Source organism: Streptomyces syringium (assembly GCF_017876625.1).
GTDB lineage: Bacteria > Actinomycetota > Actinomycetes > Streptomycetales > Streptomycetaceae > Streptomyces > Streptomyces syringius.
Map to the genome: position 1 here is coordinate 4726483 of NZ_JAGIOH010000001.1, position 20569 is coordinate 4747051.

The window sequence follows — 20569 nt, forward strand, 5'->3', positions numbered from 1 at the left end:
TCCGGCGATTGAGGACCGGGGTCCGGGGCGGAGCCCCGGTTACTCCGGCCGCATGGCCGACGCCACCCCCTGCAGCGCCTCGCGCTTACGCAACAGCTCCGCCATCTGTTCCTCCACACGCGACAGCTGCCCATCCAGCACCTGCACAGAGTGCTCGCAGGCGAGCAGGCCCGGCCCGCCCTGCGTGCAGGGCAGCAGGTCCCGGATGGCCTCCGTCGTCAGGCCGCCGGCGAGGAGCTCACGGACGCGGGTCACCCGCTCGACCGCGTCGGGCCCGTAGCGCCGGTAGTCGTTGGAGTCCCGCTCGGAGACGAGCAGGCCCTGGCCCTCGTAATAGCGCAGCAGCCGGGGGCTCACCCCGGTACGCCGTGACAGTTCACCGATCCGCATCGTGCGACTTCCCCCACCGCGTTTGACCTTGACACTGATGTCATACGGCAACCTCTCGCCCATGACACAGACACAGATTCTCACGCCCCTCGCCACCACCGTCCACGGATCCGGCCCCGGCCTCCTGCTCGCGCACGGCGCGGGCGGCAGCATCGAGGGCAACTACCTGCCGATCATCCCGGCCCTCGCCGAGCGGCACACCGTGGTGGCCCCCGACTACCCCGGCTCCGGCGGCACGCCCCGCGCGAGCGAGCCGCTGACCCTCGACGGCCTCGCCGACGCCGTGGTCGCCTCCGCCACCGAGGCGGGCCTGGAGACCTTCACCCTGGTCGGCTACTCGCTGGGCACCCTGGTGTCGGTGCGGGCGGCCGCCCGGTACCCGGACCGGGTGCGCGGACTGGTCCTGACGGCCGGTACGGCCAAGGCCGACAACCGGCTGCTGGCCTCCCTGGACATCTGGCGGAAGCTGCTGGCCGACGGGGACCGGGAGACGTTCGCGCGCTTCGTCGCCCTCAGCGGCTTCGGTGAGCCGTTCTTCAACGCCGTGCCCACCGAGCAGCTCGACTCCTTCTACGGGATGCTCGCCGCCGGCGTCCCGGACGGTGCCGCCGACCAGGCGGGCGTCGTACAGGTCGCCGACACCACGGGGGACCTCGCCGGGATCTCCGTCCCCACCCTCGTCATCGCCACCACCCTGGACACGCTGGTCTCGCCCGCCAACTCCCGGGTGCTCGCCGAGCGGATCCCCGGCGCCGAGTACGCCGAGATCGAGACCGGGCACATCCCCATGGCCGAGCGGCCCGAGGAGTGGCAGCAGCTCATCACGAGCTTCCTGGACAAGCACGGCCTGTGACAGGCGCTCTGACGGCCGTTCAGGTGCGTCAGATGCGTCCCAGCTGCCACAGCCGCCACGTTCCCGTGCCGTCCGAGAGGTACTGCGTGCCGGAGATGGCGGAGTCGCTGAGGGCGTAGTCCTTCTTCTGCCACAGCGGCAGGAGGGGCACGTCCTCGGCGATGATCTTCTGGATGTCGCGGAAGGTGCCCGCGACCCGGCCGCGCTGCTCGTTCCGCTGGCCCGCCTCGATCAGCCGGTCGACGCGGGGGCTGGAGTAGCCCGAGTGCAGGGCGTTGCCCGCACCGACCAGGGGGCTGGTGAAGGTGTCCGGGTCGGGGAAGTCGGCGACCCAGCTGACGCAGTACGCGTCGTACGCCCCACGGGCATAGCCCTTCTGGAACTCCGCCCACCCCACGCGCCGGGTGGTCACCTCGAACAGTCCGCTCGCCTCCAGCTGCTTCTTCAGCAGCGTCGCCTCCTGGTCCGTGGCGGCGCCCTGCGAATAGGCGAGGTCGAAGCGGACGGGGACCTTGATCCCGGCCTCCCGCAGCAACTGCCGGGCCTTGGCCGCGTCGGGCCGGGGATAGCGGTCGTAGAAGGACGTGGTGTGGCCCGTGAGGCCCGTGGGGACGAGGGAGTACAGCGGCTCGACCGTCCGGCGGTGGACGTCACGGGCGAGGGCCTCGCGATTGACGACCGAGGCGACGGCCCGGCGTACCGCGACGTCCTTCACGGGCGAGCCGTCCCGCAGATTGAAGACCAGGTTCCGGGTGCTGGCCGCGGCGGACTCCATGACCTTCACGTCCGAGTCGGCGGGGGAGAGCGCCGCGATGTCCGTCGGCGGCATCGAGCGCGTGGCGACCTCGATGGACCGCCGCTGCCACGCCTGGCTCATCCGCTCCGCATCGGCGAAGTAGCGCACGACGACAGGGGAGCCCTTGCGTTTCATGCCGCCCCGGTAGTGCTCGGCGGGGGCCAGCTCGGCGCTCGCGCCCGGCCGGTACTTCTTGAGGACGTACGGGCCCGAGCCGTCCACCTCGTCACCCGTGCGGAGCCGGTCGGCGGGGTAGCGGGTGCTGTCGACGATCGCCCCGCCGCCCGTGGCTATCTTGAACGGGAAGGTGGCGTCCGGCACCTTCAGCCGGAAGGTCACCCGGGCGTCGCCCGAGGTCTCGACCGACCGGAGGGTCTCCAGCAGCGACCGGGGACCCTGGTCCGACTTGATGCGCAGGATGCGGTCGAAGGAGAACTTCACGTCCTTCGCCGTCAGCCCCCGCCCGTTCGAGAACTTCAGCCCGGGCCGCAGCACGCACTCGTACGTGCGTAACTGGTCCTTGAAGCCGCAGCGCTCCGCCGCGTCCGGCACCGGGGAGCTGGAGCCCGCCGAGAAGGTCAACAGTGACTGATACACGTTGCTGTACAGCGCCCATGAGCCCGCGTCGTATGCTCCCGCCGGGTCCAGCGAGCTGACCGTGTCGGTCGTGCCGACCGAGATCGGCTCCTGTTTCTTCGCCTCCGGCGATAAGAGCGAGCAGCCTCCGAGGCCGACCGCCAGCAGTAAAACGCCCACCGCACTCGTTGTAGCCGTCCGAACCCGGACCCCGCGCACCCCGTGCCCCCTCCGCCCAGTGATGCGCATCACCTAAACACACGAACGGACGTACGTCCCGGGAATCGGCCAAGTGATCGTCAAGTGCTCCCGGGCGGTCGGCTATGAGCTGCGCCGCAACGCCCTGACGCCACGCAACCCGATGACCCCGACAGCCGTCCCCAGAAGAAACGAGGTGATCGCGAGCAGCAGATGGACCCAGAAGTACGCGGTCGGATCGCCCGCGTCGTCAAAGGCGAGCCCGCTGCCGTCCTTCCAGAGGTTCTTGACGAAAGTGATCCAGATGAACCAGCTCCACACCCCGAAGGCGAGCAGGAACCAGGCCACGGGGCGCGAGAGGGTGAAACCCGCGCGCGGGGAGTCCTCGGAAGAGTTCGGCATGGGTTTCAGTATGCGTTCGGCCCCGCGCAATAGTCCTATCGGGTCCACGCCGGGGGCACGCGCCGGTGAGGCGCCCTCCTGTGGGCGTGGACCTGGAGGTACGTTCACGAACGTGCCGACGACGACATCACACTCCCCGCGGTGCGCCACGCCGCGCCGCCGCGCCGCCGCTCTGGTCGCAGCCCTGTTGCTCCCCGCACTCACCGCCACCCCGGCCCTGGCCGACGAGAAGAAGGACGACAAGGGCCGCCCGCCCGCCCAGCCGCCCGCCCGGATGTCCACCGTCGGCGGTGAGCTGCTCGGCAAGCCGGGCACCCAGGTGCGGCTGGGCCCCGGGGCGCCCGCCCTGCCCAAGGAGCTCACCGGCCGCTCGTGGCTGGTCGCGGACGCCGAGTCCGGCGAAGTGCTCGCCGCGCACAACGCCCACTGGCAGCTGCCGCCCGCCTCGACCCTGAAGATGCTCTTCGCGGACACCGTGCTGCCGAAGTTCCCCAAGAACCGGCAGTACAAGGTCAAGCCCGCCGACCTGGAGGGCATGGGCGAGGGCAGCAGCCTGGTCGGGGTCAAGGAGAACCAGACGTACTCCGTCCGCGATCTGTGGCTCGGTGTCTTCCTGCGCTCGGGCAACGACGCGGTGCGCGTGCTGGCCTCCATGAACGGCGGCATCCCGCAGACCGTCAAGGACATGCAGGCGCACGCCGAGGCGCTCCAGGCGAAGGACACCCACGTCGTCAGCCCCGACGGCTATGACGCGGAGGGCCAGGTCTCCAGCGCGTACGACCTGACCCTCTTCGCCCGCTCCGGGCTCCAGAAGGCGGACTTCCGCGAGTACTGCGCCACGGCGTACGCGAAGTTCCCCGGCGAGACGAAGAAGGACGGCAAGCGGGACACGTTCGACATCATGAACACCAACCGGCTGCTGACCGGTGCGAACGGGATGGCCGCCTACAAGGGCATGGCGGGCGTCAAGAACGGCAGCACCACCAACGCCGGAAACACCTTCACCGGCGTCGCCCAGCACGACGGCCGCAAGCTGCTGGTCACCGTCATGAACCCGGAGAACCGGGAGGCCAACGAGGTCTACAAGGAGACCGCGCGCCTGCTGGACTGGGGCTTCGAGGCGGCCGGGCACGTCAAGCCGGTGGGCCATCTGGTGCCGCCGCCGGGCGTGGCCGACAAGACCGGCCGGAGCGGTGTCCCCGGCACGGCGGACAGCTCGCAGGCCTCGGTCGCCGGATCGGGCGGCGGAATGTGGACGGCGGTCGGGATTACGCTGGCCTCGCTGGTGGCGGTGGCGGTTGCGGGGTTCGCCGTGCACCGTCGCTGGCCGCTGCCGGACCGGAGCCGGCGCCAGGGCTGACCTTCCTGTCGGAGTCGGGGCGGGAGGAGCCGGGGCCGGAGGGGGAGACCTCTTCGGCCCCGTCCTGCGCCGCGGGCACCTCGCCGTGCGGGGTGGCCGTCCAGGCGGCGCAGAAGAGCGCCAGCCGGGCCGTGAAGTTGATCCACAGCAGCAGCGCGACCGGGGTGCCGAACGCCCCGTACATGCTCTTCGCGGCCACCCCTTGCAGATAGCCGCTCAGCAGCAGCTTGAGCAGCTCGAAGCCGACCGCGCCGAGCAGCGCGGCGACGAGCAGCCGGCGCCGCTCGGGCAGGACGCCGGGCAGCCGCGACAGGACGTAGAGCATCATCACGAAGTCGGCGAGCACGGCGGCGCCGAAGCCCGCCGCCGTCAGCAGCGGCGCACCGGCCCCGCCGTCGGCGAGCCCGGTCTTCTCGACGACCCAGCCCACCGCCGCCGACGCGAACGCCGAGCAGCCGAGCGACAGCAGCGCCACCCCGCCGAGGCCGACGAGCACGGCCGCGTCCTTGCCCTTGAGCAGGAAGGGGTTGCCGGGGGCCTCCTCCAGCTCCCAGACGGCGCGCAGGCACTCGCGCAGGGTCCCGATCCAGTTGACGCCGGTGACCAGCAGCAGGGCACCGGCGACGAGACCGACCGTGCCCGCGTTGTCGACGAGGGTGCTGAGATCGAGCTGGCCGGAGATGCCGGGCACCTGCTCGGCGGCCTTGTCCTCCAGCTTCTTCAACTGCGCGTCGTCGAGGACGGCCGCGCCGATCGCCGCGCCGACGGTGATCAGAGGGAACAGCGCGAGGAAACTGGTGTAGGTGATCGCGGCGGCCAGCCGGGCCCAATTCGCCCGGTCGAGGGTCTCGTAGGAGCGCCACACATGGGTGCGCATCAGCCGGACGATCAGGGGTCCGATCCACGGCAGCCGGGTCAACCAGTCCATGGACGACACCTAACCACTTCACGGCCGGACACCCCTGTCCCCCGAAAGCGTGAGCGGGCAGCATCCCGGGGGTGTGACGGTGGAGCGGGGCGCGGGGGAGGGGCGGGAAGAAGCGCGGGCCGGAGTCCGGGCGGGTGCGTCGGCGTCGCGTCAGTGGGAGGGCGCCGTCAGTGGGAGGGCGCGGAAGGGCGCACCACACCCTGATGAGGTACGCCGGTGGCCATGGGCGGCGCGTCCTGCTCACTCTGCCCGAAAGGGTATTCACGCTCCAGCCGCCATACGCCGTCCGTGCCCTGCTCGTAGAGCGCGAAGCCGCCCACGGCCCAGGCGGCCTCGAAGTCCGCCAGCTCCTCGAAGGCCCGGTCCATCGCCTCCTCGGCGATGCCGTGCGCGATGGTGACGTGGGGGTGGTAGGGGAAGAGCAGCTCGCGGGCGACGGGGCCGGCGGTGTCCCGGATCCGCTTCTGCAGCCAGGCGCAGGCGGCGGAGCCCTCGACCACGTTGACGAAGACGACGGGCGACAGGGGGCGGAACGTACCGGTCCCGGACAGCCGCATCGGGAAGGGCCGGCCCGCGGCCGCGACCTCGGCCAGATGGGCCTCGATGGCGGGCAGGCAGGAGTCGTCGGCCTCGGTGGGCGGCAGCAGGGTGACGTGCGTGGGGATGCCGTGTGCGTGCGGGTCGCCGAAGCCCTCGCGCCGCTTCTGGAGGAAGCTGCCGTACGGCTCCGGGACCGCGATCGAAACGCCGAGCGTTACGGTCCCCATTGCGTTCTCCCTCCTGTGCAGCCTGTACGTCCCCGTGGCCAGTGTGGCGGCTGAGCCACACCTGTCGCCAGGTCACTCGGTCCTTCGCGCGCGGGACCGGAAGACCCCGCGCGCTCCGTGACCGTCCCGTCACCGGTGGTACGGGCCGGTCACCACCGGCCCGCTGACCGGTGCTGTCAGTGCTTGGCGGGCAGGAAACCCACCATGTCGTAGACCCGGGCGAGGGTCTCGCCCGCCACCGCGCGGGCCTTCTCGGCGCCCTTGGCCAGGACAGAGTCCAGCGTCTCGGGGTCGTCCAGATATTCCTGGGTGCGGGCCCGGAACGGGGTGACCCACTCCACCATGGCCTCGGCCAGATCCACCTTCAGCGCACCGTAACCCTTGCCCTCGTACTTCTGCTCCAATTCCGCTACACCCGTTCCGGTGAGCGTGGAGTAGATCGTGAGCAGGTTGCTGATGCCCGGCTTGTTCTGCGCGTCGAAGCGGATCACGGTGTCGGTGTCGGTGACCGCGCTCTTGATCTTCTTGGCGGAGACCTTGGGCTCGTCGAGCAGGTTGATCAGACCCTTGGTGCTCGACGCCGACTTGCTCATCTTCGCCGTCGGGTCCTGGAGGTCGTAGATCTTCGCGGTCTCGCGGACGATGTGCGCCGACGGCATCGTGAACGTCTCGCCGAAGGTGGTGTTGAAGCGCTCGGCCAGGTCGCGGGTCAGCTCGATGTGCTGCCGCTGGTCCTCGCCCACCGGCACGGAGTCGGCCTGGTAGAGCAGGATGTCGGCGACCTGGAGCACGGGGTAGGTGAACAGGCCGACGGTGGTGCGGTCGGCGCCCTGCTTCGCGGACTTGTCCTTGAACTGCGTCATGCGCGAGGCCTCGCCGAAGCCGGTGAGGCAGTTCATCACCCAGCCGAGCTGGGCGTGCTCGGGCACGTGGCTCTGGACGAAGAGGGTGCAGCGGTCCGGGTCGAGGCCGGCGGCCAGCAGCTGGGCGGCGGCGATGCGGGTGTTGGCCCGCAGCTCCTTCGGATCCTGCGGCACGGTGATCGCGTGCAGGTCGACGACCATGTAGAAGGCGTCGTGGGTCTCTTGCAGCGCCACGTACTGCCGGACGGCACCGAGGTAGTTCCCGAGGTGGAACGAGCCTGCGGTGGGCTGGATACCGGAGAGAGCGCGCGGACGATCAAGGGCCATGCACACATTCTCTCAGGTGCGGAACCGGACTCGGTCCGGCGGTACGGGTGGGGGTGTAGAAAGTGAGGAGCAGCATGCCCCGACACCGAACGGAGCACACGTTGACCTTCACGCAAGACAGCATCGCGGCCGCCGAGGAACACAGCGCCCACAACTACCACCCGCTGCCGGTCGTCGTGGCGACCGCGGAGGGCGCGTGGATGACCGACGTCGAGGGGCGTCGCTATCTGGACATGCTCGCCGGCTACTCGGCGCTCAACTTCGGCCATGGCAACCGCCGGCTGATCGATGCGGCGAAGGCACAACTGGAACGGGTGACGCTCACCTCGCGCGCCTTCCACCACGACCGGTTCGCCGAATTCTGCACCGAGCTGGCCGCGCTGTGCGGCAAGGACATGGTGCTGCCGATGAACACCGGGGCGGAGGCGGTCGAGACGGCCGTGAAGACCGCCCGTAAGTGGGGCTACCGCGTCAAGGGCGTGCCGGACGGCCGAGCGAAGATCGTCGTGGCCGACAACAACTTCCACGGCCGCACGACCACGATCGTCAGCTTCTCCACCGACCCCGAGGCCCGCGCGGACTACGGCCCGTACACCCCCGGCTTCGAGATCGTCCCCTACGGTGACCTGGCGGCGCTGGAGGCCGCGGTGGACGAGAACACCGTCGCCGTGCTGCTGGAGCCGATCCAGGGCGAGGCCGGGGTGCTCGTACCGCCGGCCGGCTATCTCGCGGGCGTACGACGGCTGACCGCCGAGCGGAACGTGCTGTTCATGGCCGATGAGATCCAGTCGGGGCTGGGGCGCACCGGGAAGACCTTCGCGTGCGAGCACGAGGACGTGGTGCCCGACGTCTACATCCTCGGCAAGGCGCTCGGCGGCGGCGTGGTGCCGGTCTCGGCCGTGGCGGCCTCCCGGGAGGTCCTGGGCGTCTACCGCCCGGGCGAGCACGGCTCGACCTTCGGCGGAAACCCGCTGGCGTGCGCGGTGGCCCTGGAGGTCGTGGCGATCCTCAAGTCCGGCGAGTTCCAGCAGCGGGCGACGGAGCTGGGCGAGCACCTCCACCACGAACTGGGCCTGTTGGCGGGGACCGGCGCGGTCGAGGCGGTCCGCGGCCGGGGCCTGTGGGCGGGCGTCGACATCGCCCCCTCCCACGGCACGGGCCGGCAGATCTCGGAGCGGCTGATGGACCGGGGCGTGCTGGTCAAGGACACCCACGGCTCGACGATCCGGATCGCGCCGCCGCTGATGATCAGCAAGGAGGACCTGGACTGGGGGCTGGACCAGCTCAGGGCGGTACTGGAGGGGTGAGGGGGGGGCGAGCGCGGGTGGCTCGCCCCCACGCCGTCCATCAGGTGAGCGTCGCCCACTGGGAGACGGGCCGGTCGCCGGAGACGAGGTTGTCGGCGTGTCCCACGCCGTGGTCGATCTCGATGATCCGGAAATGGTCGCCGCTGAACGCCCAGAAGCGGCTCTTGTCGTCCACGCCCTGGTGGTCGGGGACGGGCAGGAAGGTGTCCACGTGGGTCCAGCCCTCGAACGCCGCCCACTGCGAGACCGCGCGGTCGGGCGTGATGATGGTGTTCGTGTGGGCGGGGCCGTCCTCGATCTCGATGAGCCGGTAGCGGTCGCCGCAGAACACCCAGTAGCGGCTGGTGCCGTTGACGCGCTGGTGACCGGGGACGGGCAGGACGGCGTCCAGGAACGAGAACCCGTCGAGGGCCGACCAGTCACGGATCGGGTGGTCCTCGCCGAGCGCCCGGTTGGTGTGGGCGGGCCCGTCCTCGATGGAGATCTTCCGGTACCGGTCGCCGGAGAAGACCCAGAACTCGCTCGTGGGTTCCGTGCCCTCCCCGCCGTCCAGGGGCCCGATGCGCTGGCGGTCGGGGACGGGCCAGATGGTGTCGAGGGCGGGGAGCCCGACGAGCGCCGGACACTGCGAGATCGGCCGGTCGCGGGCCACGATGGTGGCGGTGCGGTCGGGGCCGTCGGAGATCTCGATCAGCCGGTAGTGGTCGCCGTTGAACGCCCAGAAGCGGCTCCTGCCGTCGACGCGCTGATGGTCGGGGACGGGCAGCACGGCGTGCACGGCGGCGGCGCGCGCGGCGGGCCGCACGGCCGGTGGGGTGGCCGGTTGTGCGACGGGTTGTGCGACGGGCTGTGCCGCCGGCCGGGCGATGGCGGTCGTCGCGTCCGGCGGGCTGAGGTCGAACAGGCTCCGGACGCCGAAGTACGTGTCGTAGCGGTCGCTGGTCTCGTGGGCCAGCCACTCGCGGGCCCCGCCGTCCCCGATCCACCGGGCGACGGCCCCGCCGGGGCAGATCACCTCGATCGCCGTCAGACAGAGGTTGTCCGGGCCGTTCTTCATCAGCTCGATCCCCGTCGGCGTGCCGAGGTCCTGCTCGAGGACGATGTCGAAGGCGGGGCTGGTACCGCGCTGGAACGTACCGAGCATGGTCCACACCGTCGAGCAGCCGTCCCGGAAGACCAGGCGCGCCTGCACCTTCTCGTCGGTGCCGGCCTCGTTGATGTCGGCGACGGCGATCCTGACCTTGTACATCAACACTGCGATCAGCCCCTTCTTGACGCTCCTGTTGAGAAAAGGGCGCCAGGGATCGTGGCGAATGCGGGGCGGGGCACGCGGCCGGGCGGGATTCTTTACATAAAATCGACCCGAACGGTCGCATAAGGGGGGTGCGGGCGCCGTATCAGGCGTCGTAGTCCCGGTCGAACGTCTCCCGGGCCCGCTGGTCCTCCTCGTCGGCCTTCAGCTTGGCCTTGCGGGCCCGCTCCTCGGCCTGCTCCTTGGCCTTGGAGGTCTTGGAAGCCTTGGACGTGGCGTCGTCGGACGTCTGCCGCGCCTTGTCCCGCGCATTCTCTTCATTGCCCATGCTCGATCACTCCCTGACGGGTGACGCGGATCGGTCTCGCGGAAAGGCTGACACGACGGGCCACGGGCCGCATCTCGCGTTTGCGCGCTTGCGCGTTTTCGCGCTTTCGGCGGGATGACAGGATGAGGTGATGACGACGCCCCACGACGAGCTGCTCGCGGCGAAGACGCTGGTGTACCACCCGAACGGGCTCACCTGCTCGGAGCCGGTACCCGAAGCGGAGAGCGCCGAGTACGCGGCGCACGCATTCACGGTCGGCGGCCGGTCGGTCAGATTCCGGGTGGCGAAGACGACGCCCACGAAGGTGGGCCAGTTCGTCACGGTGTGGAAGCGCATCGGAGGCGGCCCGATCCAGCCCTTCGACGCGGCGGACCCGGTCGACCTCTTCGTCATCAGCGTGCGGGACGGCGACCGCTTCGGGCAGTTCGTCTTCCCGCGGGAGGTGCTGCGCGAGCGCGACATCGTATCGACGGACGGCGCCGGCGGGAAGCGCGCGTTCCGCGTCTACCCGCCGTGGGTCACAACGACGAACCGCCAGGCGGGCGGCACGCAGAGGTGGCAGACGCGGTACTTCCTTTCTGTACCGGGGGACGACGGGTTTGTGGACGGGGATCGGGCGCGGGCGCTGTATGGGGCGTGAGGATCAGTCGAATCCTTCATGTAGCACGCGTTCTGGGCTGAGCCCTGATTCCGTAAGGAATTCTGTCAGAGCGTCGCGCGACTCCTTGGGGCCGATCACTGTCAGGATGTAGCCCGGGTTCGGCGCGTTGTGGACCTCGCGAACCAAGGCTGCCAGGGTTCCGTCCTCAAGGGTGAATGCGAAAGTCAGCCACGGTCCGAGGTCGTCTGTGGACAGTTCATGTTCGCCCCACAGGGACTCGGCATACTCGGTGGTGATGTCGAGTTGTGCCACGTACTTCTGTGGGCGTCCATGGAAGTCGGATGCCTGGATACGCCTCACAATTACCTTACCTCCGTTACGAATACGGGAATCGAGGCGAATTCGTCGCCGCCTTGATTGAAACCTCTGACGCCCGGCTGTTGACCCAACTCCCATGCCGCGTATCCGGGCGGTGTGTTCCTTGCTGGTTTGGGCTCGATGGATGTGTAGAACTCGAAGCTACCGGGCGTTGCGGTACTGGGAATCGGTCCACGGTGTGCCTGCACCATCGGATCTCCGCCCCAGCGTGACTCGCGTCCCCACAGCTCCCCTGAACTCATCACTTGCTCCGTCACGCCGCTTGTTTGAGTTGGTGACCCCAGCCTATGGAATGGGCCATGAAGCTGTGCGATATCGCCGATTCCGGGCGGGGCAGCTCCTAGCGCCAGCGGACTTTGGGTGTTCGTCGATTCCGGGAAGGACGGGCTTGTTGTTGATTGCCTGTTGAAAATGCCCTTCAGGCGATCAACGATCCCAGGTTTGCACGGCGCCAACCCCAGCGGATCCGCCCACGTCAGCGGATTATGGACATACGCCGACGGGTTCGGCGACGGCGCCAAGCCCAGCGGGTCCGGCGATGCGTAGCGCGCCGTTTCCGGGTCGTAGTGGCGGTGGAAATTGTAGTGGAGGCCCGATTCCGGGTCGAAGTATTGGCCCGGGAAACGCAGGGGCGTGTAGGCCGTGCTGTCCGCCGCCCACGTGGTCGTGCCCCACAGCGTCGCGCGGCTTCGCCACGCGATCGTCCCGGATTCGTCGACGAGTTCGCTGGGCGTGCCGACCAAGTCGGTGACGATGGCGAAGAAGCGGCTGTCGATCTCCGTCTGGGGCGCGTCCGCAGTCGTTATGCGTTCCGACTGGGAGACCGGGCGCAGGCCGTCGTGGTCCCAGGTGAGCGTGACCGGGTTCGGCAGGCCCGACGTCGTCGTGGTCTGTTCGATCAGCGTCGGGCCGTCCCAGGTGAAGTCCACCCGCTCGGCGACGTCCCCGGCGTCGGTCAGGCGCTGTTTGGCGATGCGGCGGCCCAGCGGGTCGTACAGGTACTGCCAGCGCGTGCCGTCCGGGGTCACGACGGCGATGAGACGGTCCTCCGCGTCCCATGCGTAGCGCCAGGTGTCCGGCTTGCGGGAAAGGCGGGGCCTTTGGCGCAGGATGACACGGCCGAGGTCGTCGTGTTCGTAGCGGACGCGCCCCGCTTGGTGGATGCGGGTGCCGGTGTACGAGCGGGAGCCGAGGGCCTCCGGGCCCGTGTGTCCGGCAGGCCAGGTGGCCTCGGTCTGGTTGCCCGCCTCGTCGTAGGCGTAGCGCTCGGACCAGCCGGGTGCCGATACGGCGGTGACGCGACCGGCCGCGTCCACGTCGAAGGCATGGAGGCCGGAGAGGTGGTCGTGCACGGCCGTGAGATTGCCGTCGCGGCGGTAGGTGTAGGTCCGGGACTGGACCGTTCCCACGCCCTCGCCCGTCAGCGTCTGCGAGTTGAGGCGTCCCGTCGCGTCCCAGCCGTGCGACAGCGTGAGCGCTTCACCGAAGTGGCGGGCGATCTCGCGGCCCGCCGCGTCGTGCTCCATGGTGAAGGCGCGGCCGGAAGCGGTGAGTGAGGTGCGGCGGCCCGCGGCGTCGTAGGTCCAGGTGCTGACGGCGCCCGTGGGGGTGACACGGCGCGTGCGGCGGCCCAGCGCGTCGTGGGTGAAGACGGTCGTGCGGCCGCCTGCCGTCTCGGACGTGATGCGGCCCAGGCGGTCACGGCTGTACAGCAGTGTCGTGTCCGGCCCCGACGCCTCCAGCAGTCTGCCCACCGGATCGTGCGCATACGTCGTGACCTGGCCGTCCGCGTCCTTGGCGACCACCCGCCCGAGTTCGTCGTGCTCGTAGGCGATGGTCCGCCCCGACGCGTCGGTACGGGCGGTGAGCCGGCCCGCGTCGTCGTGCGCGTAGGTGAGCGTGCGTCCGTCGAAGTCGGTCTCGGCGGCGAGGCGGCCCGCCGGGTCGTAGGTGTAACTCCACTTCAGGCCCTGGGGGTTCGTGACCTCCACCAGTTGCAGCCGGGTGTCGTGGGTGAATTCGTGACGTACGCCGTCGGGGCCCGTCCGGGCGCTGAGCAGGTCGAAGTGGGTGTACTCGGAGCGGGTGACGCCGCCGAGGGCGTCGGTGTGCGTGGTGCAGTTGCCCTCGCCGTCGTACGTCCAGGACTGCTCCGAACCGTCCGGAGCGACGTGGCGGACCAGCTTGCCCTCCACCGACCACGACAGCCTCGTCGTCGCCCCGAGCGGATCGACGACGGTGGTGACGCGGCCGAAGGCGTCACGGAGGTAGGTGGTCACGCCGCCCAGGGGGTCGGTGGTCTCGACGGGCAGCCCCGCCCGGTCGCACCGCACGCGGGTGGTGCTGCCCAGGGCGTCCGTGACCGAGGCCGGATGGCCGAGCGCGTCGTAGGCGTAGCGGGTGGTCGCACCCGAGGGATCGGTCACCGATGTCCGGCGGCCGGCGTCGTCGAAGGTCTGCCGCCAGGTCGTGCCGTCCGCGTGCGTCACCGTCTCCGGCCGGCTCAGCGCGTTGTAGGTGGTCGTCGCCTCGCGCCCGTCGGGGCGGACCACCGCGACCAGCCGCCCGTCCTCGTCGTGGCGGAAGCGCGTGGTGCGGCCGAGCGGGTCGGTGCGCGACAGGAGGCGGTCGTAGCGGTCCCACCGGTAGCGGGTGGTCGCACCGGTCGGGTCGGTCTCGGCGAGGAGTTGATGGGCCGCGTTGAAGGTGAGACGGCTGGTGTGGCCCAGCGAGTTCGTCACGCGGGTGACCCGCAGTCCGCTCGCCGGGTCGCGCGGCCCGTACTCCACCGTGCTGCGCATATGGCCCGCGACGCCGGTCTGGTGGACGCATCGGTCCTCGTGGTCGTAGGCGTAGTCGTAGCGGCTGTCGTTGCGGTCCGTCCAGGAGGTGACCCGGCCGTGCTCGTCGTACGTGAACCGCAGTGGCAGAGCCGAGGAGTTGGTGACCTCGGTCAGATCACCGTCGGTGTAGCCGTAGCGGACGATCTCCGTGTCGGTGCCGCCCGGCCCCGCGCCGACGAGGTGCAGGGCGGTGACGCGACCGGCTTCGGTGGAGACGCGGACGCGGTAACCGCCGTCGTGCACGAGGGCCGTGGGGGTGCCGTCGGTGTCGTGTTCGACGGTGATCCAGTGGCCACCGCGGTCGGATATCTGGTCCAGCAGCGCCAGTCCGTCGCCGTGGGGTGTGAAGTGCCAGGTGCGACCGCCGACCGGATCGGTGACGACGTACCCGCCGTCCGCCGCGTTCTCCAGGGGCCACCGAGGGCCTTCGACCGGCAGGGTGGGGACACCGGGCGCCGGGTGCGGATAGTCCAGCAGCAGGCCGTCCTGGTGGACGAAGACCACACCGGCCGCGTCGATCTCCAGCCGCTGGTCGACCGTGCTCGACCAGGAGGGGCCGAACCACCGCCCCAGCCGGTACCCCGACTGGACCCGCCGGCGGAACACCAGGGGCAGCGTGCCGGGCAGCGCGACATCGGTCTGGGAGAGGAACATCTTGCCGGTCGCCAGGTCCACCGGGTCGGTCTCACAGGTCGACTTCGTGCCGTCCGTGCGCGCGGGTTCGCGCGCGTCCCCGCCCAGCTCCCTGCGGGCCAGGCTCTCCGCGCCCTCCTTGCCCGTCTCCCTGGCCCCGGCGGCGACGGCCCGCCGTCCCGCACTGCCCGCCGCGCTCGTGCCGCCGGTCGCGAGTGCCGAGGTCAGGTCGAAGCCGAGGCGTCCGGTCGCCTCCCTCGGGTCCTTGCCCCAGCCGTCGCCGAGCAGTGCCTGCGGCGCCCGGTCCGGATGGTTCGCCAGCGTGACCAGACCCGCCACGCTGGAGTTGAGGTGGTCCAGATAGAGGGCGGGGTGGGTCACGTTGTACGGGTCGAGGGGGAAGACGCCGCGGGCGAACTTCACCACGCCCGCGGCCCCCTTGGTCGCGCCTCCCACCACATGGAGGCCGGTGTCGGCGGACGCCGTGCGGAAGTCGGCGAAGTCGTCCGGCACACGGTCGGTGAACTCGGGTTTCCCCGGGGCGTGGGCCAGTGCCCCGCCGACCGTCTCCCGCGCCTTCTCGGCGGCGGAATCGCGTTGCGAACGGGCCCGGGCGAGGATCTCCCGCGCTTCCTTGATCTTGGCCGTGCCGGGGTCGCTGACGCCCCGGGCGCGCCCGTCGGCTTCGCGCCGGGGTCCTTGCCCGCCCCCAGCCGGGCGTTGTAGGCGTCGACGGCCGCGTTGTAGGCGTGGACGGCCGCGTTGTGCGCGGCGACGGCCTTCTTGGTGGCCTCCTTGCCGGCCCTGTACGCGGCGATGGCCTCCTTCGCCTGGCCCTGGGCCCAGGTCACGGTCTCCGCGTAGGACTCCAGGGCCTTGCAGGCCTCCTCACACGCGTCCGCCGCCTTCAGCCACTGCTGGGGGTGCATGGCGAACTTCTTGCGGAACGCGTCCGCGCCCTCCCCGCGCCAGTTGCCGGAGTCCAGGCCCTTCATCCCCTGTCCGACGCGGTCGAACGCGGCGTGGAAATCCTTCAGGTGCAGTGCCGCGGCCCGGATCCTCCCCGGCGACCCGTGGATGAGCTCGGAGGCCTGCTCGGTCTGCCCGAGCTGCTGCTCGGCGACCTTCGCGCCCATCCGGTCCGCGAGGAAGTCACCGGCGTCCTCGATCACGTCGGCCGCGTCGTGCAGGCCCACCCGGTCCAGGCCGGCAGCGAGCTGCTCGGTGCCCCAGTCGACGGCCTCGCCGGCTTTCTCCTTGCCCTTGTCGACCAGGTCGCCGGCTTTGTCGGCCGCCGCGTTGACGACGTCCTTGAACATGTCGTAGGTGCCCATCAGTGGTCACCCGGCTGCCGGCCGGCCGATCGCGGCGCGTGCTGCCCGGCCTGCTCCAGCAACATCCGGAGCCTTTCGTTCCGGGTGGCTTCCATGTCCTTGGTGACGCCGTCCCACGTCTCCTTGCCGTGGTCCCACGCCTTCTCGAACGACTTCCCGCTGTAGTCGACGCCCGCGAAGTTCCCGTTCGCCTTCACCTCGTCCCAGGACATGTTCTCGACGTCCTCGTCCTTGAGGTTCGGGTTCGCGCCGAACGCGGCACCGGCCACCTTCATCGTTCCCTCAGCGTATTTGTCCTGCTCGTAGTACGTGCCGGCCGACAGTCCCACCCGCCGGGCGAACTCGTTCCCGTCCTGGACGAGGGTGCGTACCCCCCATTCCCACCGCTCGCAGAACTCCTTGAACTGCGCCGCGAGGCCTGTGTGTCCGAGCTCCAGGCCGGTCAGGGCGATGTCCTCGAAGCCGCGGCCCGCGGCGGCCCCGCCCATGGGACTGAGTTCGCCCAGCTCGGAGAGCGCGTCCGTCAGCCCCTTCGCGATCAGGGACAGGTCGTGCGCGTGGGCCTTCAGGTCCGGCTGGTCGCTCACCGCGCCCCCTCCTCATGCGCGTGCGCGTCGCCGTCGACCGCGGCACGGTCCGGTACGACCCCCACGAGCGGCGGGAACAGCGCCGGGTGGTCCCCTCCCGGGTCGAGGGCGATGCCCGCGGGTTCTCCCATGCCGGGAATCACCACGTCCAGCAGCCGTGCGCCGAGGACGGTGACGTAGTCCCACTGCCGCCCGGCGTACTCGTCCAGCGCCTGGGCGAAGTCGGCCAGGGCCTCCTCGTCGGAGAAGGCGTGGATCCACCACACGCCCCCGTACGACGTGGTCCACAGCCCGCCCCGGTCGTCGAGCGGGACCAGCACGGGGGAGCGGCGGAAGCCGCCCAGCGCTGCCGCGAACTCGCGGCGGGCCGCGTCGAACGCCGCCGCGCCCCCCTCGTCGGTCCGCGTTGCCGTCTGATCCCCCGTCATGGTCATGACCGGGATGCTCGCACGCGCGATTTCGCAGCCGCAACCGGGAAGATCACGTCACTCCTTCGGGCAGACCACGTCCCCCGTCGGGCGGCGGCCCGTTGTCAGGAAGTCGGTGACCGTGCGGTCGCCGCAGGTGTTGCCGTTTGCCAAGTAGGCGCCGTGGCCGCCGGAGTCGACGGTGACGAGGCGGGCGCGGTCGCCGAAGGCCTCGCGCATTTTGAGGGCGCCGTGGTGGGGCGTGGCGGGGTCGCGGAGGTTTTGGATCATGAGGATGTTCGAGGGGCCGCGGGGGGTGATGCGAACGGGTTTGTCGGCGGGGGCGGTCTTCCAGAAGGCGCAGGGCATGACGCCCGCCGGCATGCCCGCCGTGAGGGGGTGGCGGGCGCGGTCGGCGGTGACGGCGCGGGCGTAGGTGCGGAGGTCGTGGGGCCAGCTGACGTCGTTGCAGATGGTGCCGACCATGACCGCCGTCTCACGCCCGCTGATCGGGCCGCCGGGCAGGACGTCGCGGACCGTCAGGGGGCCGGCCGTGTCACGGGCGGCCAGGATGAGTTCGGCGAGGGGCTCGAAGGCGTTCTTGCTGTAGAGCGTCTGCTGCAGGGCCTGGCGCAGGCGGTTGCCGGTGAGCGGGAAGTGCGCCGGATCGCTGAACTTCCGGGGCGCCGCGTCCAGTTCGGCCGCCAGCTTCAGGAACATCGGGCGGACGTCCTCGGGGCGCTCGGCCAGGCGGTGTGCGCGGTCGCGGGCCGGGTCGGCCGCCCAGGCGGCGAAGTCGGGGAAGCGGTCGTCCGTGCCGACGGACATGTTCGCCGACCAGCCCCGGGCGACCCGCTCCGGGTCGGGGTCGCCGTTGCTGTCCAGCACCAGGCGGTCGGTGCGGTGCGGGTACTTCTGCGCGTACGTCGCCGCCACGTACGTGCCGTAGGAGGTGGCCCACGCCGACAGTTTCTCCTCGCCGAGGGCCCGGCGGAGGCTCTCGATGTCGCGGACCTCGTTGGCGGTGGAGATGTTGCGCAGCATGGCCCCGCCGTTGGTCTGGCAGGCGGCGGCCACGCGGCGGGCGCGGGCGACGTTCGCGGTGATGTCGCCGTCGGGGCCCGGCCAGGGGCGGAGGTGGGTGAGCTCGCGGTCGTCTTCGGAGACGCCGCAGTCGGCCGGGGTGCTGCCGCCGACGCCGCGCGGGTCGAAGGCGACGAGGTCGTACGCCCCGGCCGTCTGCTTCCGCAGCTCGGCGCCCTTGGCGGCCAGGCGGGCCACGCCCGAACCGCCGGGGCCGCCCGGGATGGCCAGCAAGGTGCCGCGCCTGGCGGGGGAGTCGGCGCCGCGCAGCCGGGAGACGGCGAGGTCGACCCGCTGGCCGCCCGGGTCGCGGTAGTCCATCGGGACGGAGAGCGTCGCGCACTCGGTGGCGCCGGCCGGGCTCGGGCACGGCTTCCAGGTGAGGGCGGGTGCGGCGGGACGTGCGGCGGGGGCTGCCTGCACGGGGGCGGTGAGCGTCGCGGTGACCGCCGTGGTGGCGAGAGTCAGCAGGAGGGCCTTGCGGCGCGTCCGGTTCGAAAGTGGCATGGGGAAAGGGTGGTTGACGCCCGGCGCCCTGCCCATCCGGCCAGCCGTTCCCCTGGGGGTGGGGGTAGCCCCCGGTGCCCGTCGGTCTCCGGACCCCCCACCGTCTCAAGACGGATGTGCGACCAACTCGCGTTCCCCTACCGTGTATTCGACCGACGGGAGGGGGATCGGGTGACCGGGTTCATGACCGACGGGCTGGCGGATCAAGCCCGTGCGCTGGCCGACGGGGAGGTGTCCTCGCGGATGCTCGTCGAGCGGGCGCTGGAGCGGATCGAGCGGACGCGGGCGACGGTGAACGCCTTCCGCAGGGTGCGGGCCGAGGCCGCACTGGCGGAGGCCGACGCGGCCGACCGGCGGCTGGCGGCGGGGGAGCGGCTGCCGCTGCTGGGCGTGCCGGTGGCGGTCAAGGACGACATGGACGTGGCGGGCGAGCCGACCGCGTTCGGGTGCCCCGGGCGGTTTCCGCCGAAGCGGGCCGACAGTGAGGCGGTGCGGCGGCTGCGGGCCGCGGGCGCGGTGATCGTCGGCAAGACGAACACTCCCGAGCTGGGGCAGTGGCCGGTCACCGAGGGGCCGGCCTTCGGGGTGACGCGCAACCCGTGGCAACTGGAGCACACCCCCGGCGGGTCGTCGGGCGGCTCCGCCGCGGCCGTCGCCGCCGGGCTCGTACCGGCCGCGCTGGGGTCGGACGGGGCGGGATCGATCCGTATCCCCGCCGCCTGGACGCTTCTGGTGGGCATCAAGCCGCAGCGGGGCCGGATCTCCACCTGGCCGGACGCGGAGGCGTTCCGGGGCATCACCTGTGACGGTCCGCTGGCCCGGACGGTCGCCGACGCGGCGCTCCTGCTGCACTCGGCGAGCGGCTCGCACGCCGGTGATCTGCACCGGCCGCCGGCCGTCGACCTGCTGACGGCGGCGGGCCGCGAGCCGCGGCGGCTGCGGATCGCGCTCTCGCTGCGGCCCGCCTTCGCGGTGGTCCGGCAGCGGCTCGACCCGGTCGTCCGGGCAGCGACGGTACGGACCGGGGAGCGGCTGGCGGCGCTCGGGCACGAGGTCGTGGAGGAGGAGCCGCGCTACGGGCTGATCGGGCTGTCGTTCGTGCCGCGGTCGATGGCCGGCATCCGGGACTGGGTCGGGCGGGTGCCCGATCCGTCGCTGCTGGATCCCCGTACGCGGGTGAACGCGCGCGGCGGGCTGCTGCTCGGCGGCGGGGTGCTGCGTGTGGCGAGGGCCGCGGAGGGGCCGCTGCGGCGGCGGGCGGGGGAGCTCTTCGGCCGGTTCGACGTGGTCCTGACCCCCACCACGGCGGTGCCGCCGCCGCGGACCGGGGAGCTGGCGGAGCTGTCCAGCCACCGGACGGACGCGACGATGATCGCGGCCTGCCCCTACACCTGGCCCTGGAACGTGCTGGGCTGGCCGGGGGTGAACGTCCCCGCGGGCTTCACCCCCGACGGGCTGCCGCTGGGCGTACAGCTCCTCGGCCCGGCGAACAGCGAGCCGCTGCTGATCTCGCTCGCCGCGCAACTGGAGGCGGACCAGCGGTGGTACGAGCGGTGGCCGGACGTGGCCGGGCGGAGCGCTCCGCTCAGCGCGGGATGCCGCTCGACAGGGCCCACAGCGTGAGGACGGCGACGATCGGGGTGATGACGACGAGCGCGAGGCCCCCGGGATTGCGGTGGTGGTAGACCCAGCGGTTTCCGTACCGCTGGCGGACCAGGAGCGGTTCGCTGTCGTGGTGGCGACTCAGGCGACTCATGGGATCAGCCTACGGACGCCTGTTCGATGATGCGTCAGTTTTACGGCCGGGCCGGTGGCTTGTGGCAAGGCCGTCACGGAGCGGGGACAGCGC

The 20569-nt window shown here is 71.2% G+C and carries 19 protein-coding genes and 2 pseudogenes; 5 read left to right on the top strand and 16 right to left on the bottom strand.

All coding sequences use genetic code 11. From position 1 onward, the window contains the following. Positions 1-39 precede the first annotated feature (39 nt). Complete coding sequence (locus tag JO379_RS21120) at positions 40-390, bottom strand: MerR family transcriptional regulator (RefSeq protein ID WP_130879533.1); 351 nt, start codon at positions 388-390, stop codon at positions 40-42. Between the two features lie 61 nt (positions 391-451). Here JO379_RS21120 and JO379_RS21125 point away from each other — a divergent pair, with 61 nt between their 5' ends. Continuing rightward, positions 452-1243: an alpha/beta fold hydrolase gene (locus tag JO379_RS21125; protein WP_209516401.1), complete on the top strand. Its 792-nt coding sequence runs from the start codon at positions 452-454 to the stop codon at positions 1241-1243. Between the two features lie 28 nt (positions 1244-1271). Here JO379_RS21125 and JO379_RS21130 read toward each other — a convergent pair whose 3' ends face one another. Together JO379_RS21130 and JO379_RS33380 are read right to left on the bottom strand one after the other, a co-directional pair. Continuing rightward, the gene (locus JO379_RS21130) at positions 1272-2834 is read right to left on the bottom strand and encodes an ABC transporter substrate-binding protein (protein ID WP_372449100.1); all 1563 of its coding nucleotides are present in this window, start codon (positions 2832-2834) and stop codon (positions 1272-1274) included. Positions 2835-2936: 102 nt separating this feature from the next. Continuing rightward, positions 2937-3215 carry an SCO4848 family membrane protein gene (locus tag JO379_RS33380; protein ID WP_229822222.1) on the bottom strand — a complete coding sequence of 93 codons (279 nt, stop codon included), beginning with the start codon at positions 3213-3215 and terminating at the stop codon, positions 2937-2939. A 112-nt stretch (positions 3216-3327) separates the two neighbouring features. Between JO379_RS33380 and JO379_RS21135 the strand changes: the two genes are divergently transcribed. After that, positions 3328-4575 (top strand): D-alanyl-D-alanine carboxypeptidase family protein, encoded by a 1248-nt coding sequence (locus JO379_RS21135; protein WP_307842091.1) that lies wholly within the window; start codon positions 3328-3330, stop codon positions 4573-4575. Here the strand turns inward: JO379_RS21135 and JO379_RS21140 are convergent. From JO379_RS21140 to trpS, 3 genes are all read right to left on the bottom strand, one after another. After that, positions 4484-5503 carry a YihY/virulence factor BrkB family protein gene (locus JO379_RS21140; protein ID WP_130879536.1) on the bottom strand — a complete coding sequence of 340 codons (1020 nt, stop codon included), beginning with the start codon at positions 5501-5503 and terminating at the stop codon, positions 4484-4486. The two genes, JO379_RS21135 and JO379_RS21140, sit on opposite strands and share 92 nt — an antisense overlap. Before the next feature lie 167 nt (positions 5504-5670). Continuing rightward, complete coding sequence (locus tag JO379_RS21145; RefSeq protein WP_130879537.1) at positions 5671-6270, bottom strand: 2'-5' RNA ligase family protein; 600 nt, start codon at positions 6268-6270, stop codon at positions 5671-5673. Between the two features lie 176 nt (positions 6271-6446). After that, positions 6447-7460, bottom strand: a complete 1014-nt coding sequence (trpS, locus tag JO379_RS21150) for a tryptophan--tRNA ligase (RefSeq protein ID WP_165451595.1) — start codon at positions 7458-7460, stop codon at positions 6447-6449. Positions 7461-7561: 101 nt separating this feature from the next. On the opposite strand from trpS, the gene rocD reads away from it, so the two are divergent. After that, positions 7562-8767: an ornithine--oxo-acid transaminase gene (rocD, locus tag JO379_RS21155; protein WP_130879539.1), complete on the top strand. Its 1206-nt coding sequence runs from the start codon at positions 7562-7564 to the stop codon at positions 8765-8767. Positions 8768-8807: 40 nt separating this feature from the next. Here rocD and JO379_RS21160 read toward each other — a convergent pair whose 3' ends face one another. Continuing rightward, a complete protein-coding gene (locus JO379_RS21160; protein ID WP_242626282.1) occupies positions 8808-10016 on the bottom strand; it encodes a PLAT/LH2 domain-containing protein in 1209 nt (402 codons plus the stop codon). A gap of 148 nt (positions 10017-10164) precedes the next feature. Next, positions 10165-10347: a hypothetical protein gene (locus tag JO379_RS21165; protein WP_130879541.1), complete on the bottom strand. Its 183-nt coding sequence runs from the start codon at positions 10345-10347 to the stop codon at positions 10165-10167. 130 nt (positions 10348-10477) lie between these two features. On the opposite strand from JO379_RS21165, the gene JO379_RS21170 reads away from it, so the two are divergent. Beyond that, positions 10478-10987 (top strand): MepB family protein, encoded by a 510-nt coding sequence (locus JO379_RS21170; protein WP_209516404.1) that lies wholly within the window; start codon positions 10478-10480, stop codon positions 10985-10987. 3 nt (positions 10988-10990) lie between these two features. Here JO379_RS21170 and JO379_RS21175 read toward each other — a convergent pair whose 3' ends face one another. The 7 genes and pseudogenes from JO379_RS21175 to JO379_RS21195 form a co-directional block, all read right to left on the bottom strand. Next, entirely contained in the window at positions 10991-11260 is a 270-nt protein-coding gene (locus tag JO379_RS21175; RefSeq protein WP_307842092.1) for a hypothetical protein, read from the bottom strand. 50 nt (positions 11261-11310) lie between these two features. Then, positions 11311-15315, bottom strand: coding sequence for a DUF6531 domain-containing protein (locus tag JO379_RS21180; RefSeq protein WP_307842093.1), 4005 nt, complete (start codon positions 15313-15315; stop codon positions 11311-11313). A 75-nt stretch (positions 15316-15390) separates the two neighbouring features. Then, a pseudogene (locus JO379_RS34185) lies at positions 15391-15648 on the bottom strand (hypothetical protein); the annotation flags it as partial. Further along, positions 15537-16136: pseudogene (locus JO379_RS33385) on the bottom strand (putative T7SS-secreted protein); the annotation flags it as partial. The pseudogenes JO379_RS33385 and JO379_RS34185, both read right to left, overlap by 112 nt. Further along, positions 16136-16723 carry a hypothetical protein gene (locus JO379_RS21185; RefSeq protein ID WP_209516409.1) on the bottom strand — a complete coding sequence of 196 codons (588 nt, stop codon included), beginning with the start codon at positions 16721-16723 and terminating at the stop codon, positions 16136-16138. The gene JO379_RS21185 and the pseudogene JO379_RS33385, both read right to left, overlap by 1 nt. Next, complete coding sequence (locus tag JO379_RS21190) at positions 16720-17157, bottom strand: SseB family protein (protein ID WP_209516412.1); 438 nt, start codon at positions 17155-17157, stop codon at positions 16720-16722. The genes JO379_RS21185 and JO379_RS21190 overlap by 4 nt, the downstream gene beginning before the upstream one ends. 51 nt (positions 17158-17208) lie before the next feature. Further along, entirely contained in the window at positions 17209-18720 is a 1512-nt protein-coding gene (locus JO379_RS21195; RefSeq protein ID WP_245381512.1) for an alpha/beta hydrolase, read from the bottom strand. 183 nt (positions 18721-18903) lie between these two features. On the opposite strand from JO379_RS21195, the gene JO379_RS21200 reads away from it, so the two are divergent. Continuing rightward, the gene (locus JO379_RS21200; RefSeq protein WP_209518783.1) at positions 18904-20343 is read left to right on the top strand and encodes an amidase; all 1440 of its coding nucleotides are present in this window, start codon (positions 18904-18906) and stop codon (positions 20341-20343) included. Here the strand turns inward: JO379_RS21200 and JO379_RS21205 are convergent. Next, entirely contained in the window at positions 20306-20476 is a 171-nt protein-coding gene (locus tag JO379_RS21205) for a hypothetical protein (RefSeq protein ID WP_165451596.1), read from the bottom strand. The genes JO379_RS21200 and JO379_RS21205 overlap by 38 nt on opposite strands. Positions 20477-20569: the final 93 nt, after the last annotated feature.

What these genes read in the sequence shown, in the direction of transcription:
- JO379_RS21195 (WP_245381512.1), bottom strand. Translation starts at nt 18,720, where the DNA reads ATGCCACTTTCGAACCGGACGCGCCGCAAGGCCCTCCTGCTGACTCTC.
- JO379_RS21125 (WP_209516401.1), top strand. Translation starts at nt 452, where the DNA reads ATGACACAGACACAGATTCTCACGCCCCTCGCCACCACCGTCCACGGA.
- JO379_RS21205 (WP_165451596.1), bottom strand. Translation starts at nt 20,476, where the DNA reads ATGAGTCGCCTGAGTCGCCACCACGACAGCGAACCGCTCCTGGTCCGC.
- trpS (WP_165451595.1), bottom strand. Translation starts at nt 7,460, where the DNA reads ATGGCCCTTGATCGTCCGCGCGCTCTCTCCGGTATCCAGCCCACCGCA.
- JO379_RS21165 (WP_130879541.1), bottom strand. Translation starts at nt 10,347, where the DNA reads ATGGGCAATGAAGAGAATGCGCGGGACAAGGCGCGGCAGACGTCCGAC.
- JO379_RS21200 (WP_209518783.1), top strand. Translation starts at nt 18,904, where the DNA reads ATGACCGACGGGCTGGCGGATCAAGCCCGTGCGCTGGCCGACGGGGAG.
- JO379_RS33380 (WP_229822222.1), bottom strand. Translation starts at nt 3,215, where the DNA reads ATGCCGAACTCTTCCGAGGACTCCCCGCGCGCGGGTTTCACCCTCTCG.
- JO379_RS21145 (WP_130879537.1), bottom strand. Translation starts at nt 6,270, where the DNA reads ATGGGGACCGTAACGCTCGGCGTTTCGATCGCGGTCCCGGAGCCGTAC.
- JO379_RS21120 (WP_130879533.1), bottom strand. Translation starts at nt 390, where the DNA reads ATGCGGATCGGTGAACTGTCACGGCGTACCGGGGTGAGCCCCCGGCTG.
- JO379_RS21190 (WP_209516412.1), bottom strand. Translation starts at nt 17,157, where the DNA reads ATGACCATGACGGGGGATCAGACGGCAACGCGGACCGACGAGGGGGGC.
- JO379_RS21160 (WP_242626282.1), bottom strand. Translation starts at nt 10,016, where the DNA reads ATGTACAAGGTCAGGATCGCCGTCGCCGACATCAACGAGGCCGGCACC.
- JO379_RS21140 (WP_130879536.1), bottom strand. Translation starts at nt 5,503, where the DNA reads ATGGACTGGTTGACCCGGCTGCCGTGGATCGGACCCCTGATCGTCCGG.
- JO379_RS21170 (WP_209516404.1), top strand. Translation starts at nt 10,478, where the DNA reads ATGACGACGCCCCACGACGAGCTGCTCGCGGCGAAGACGCTGGTGTAC.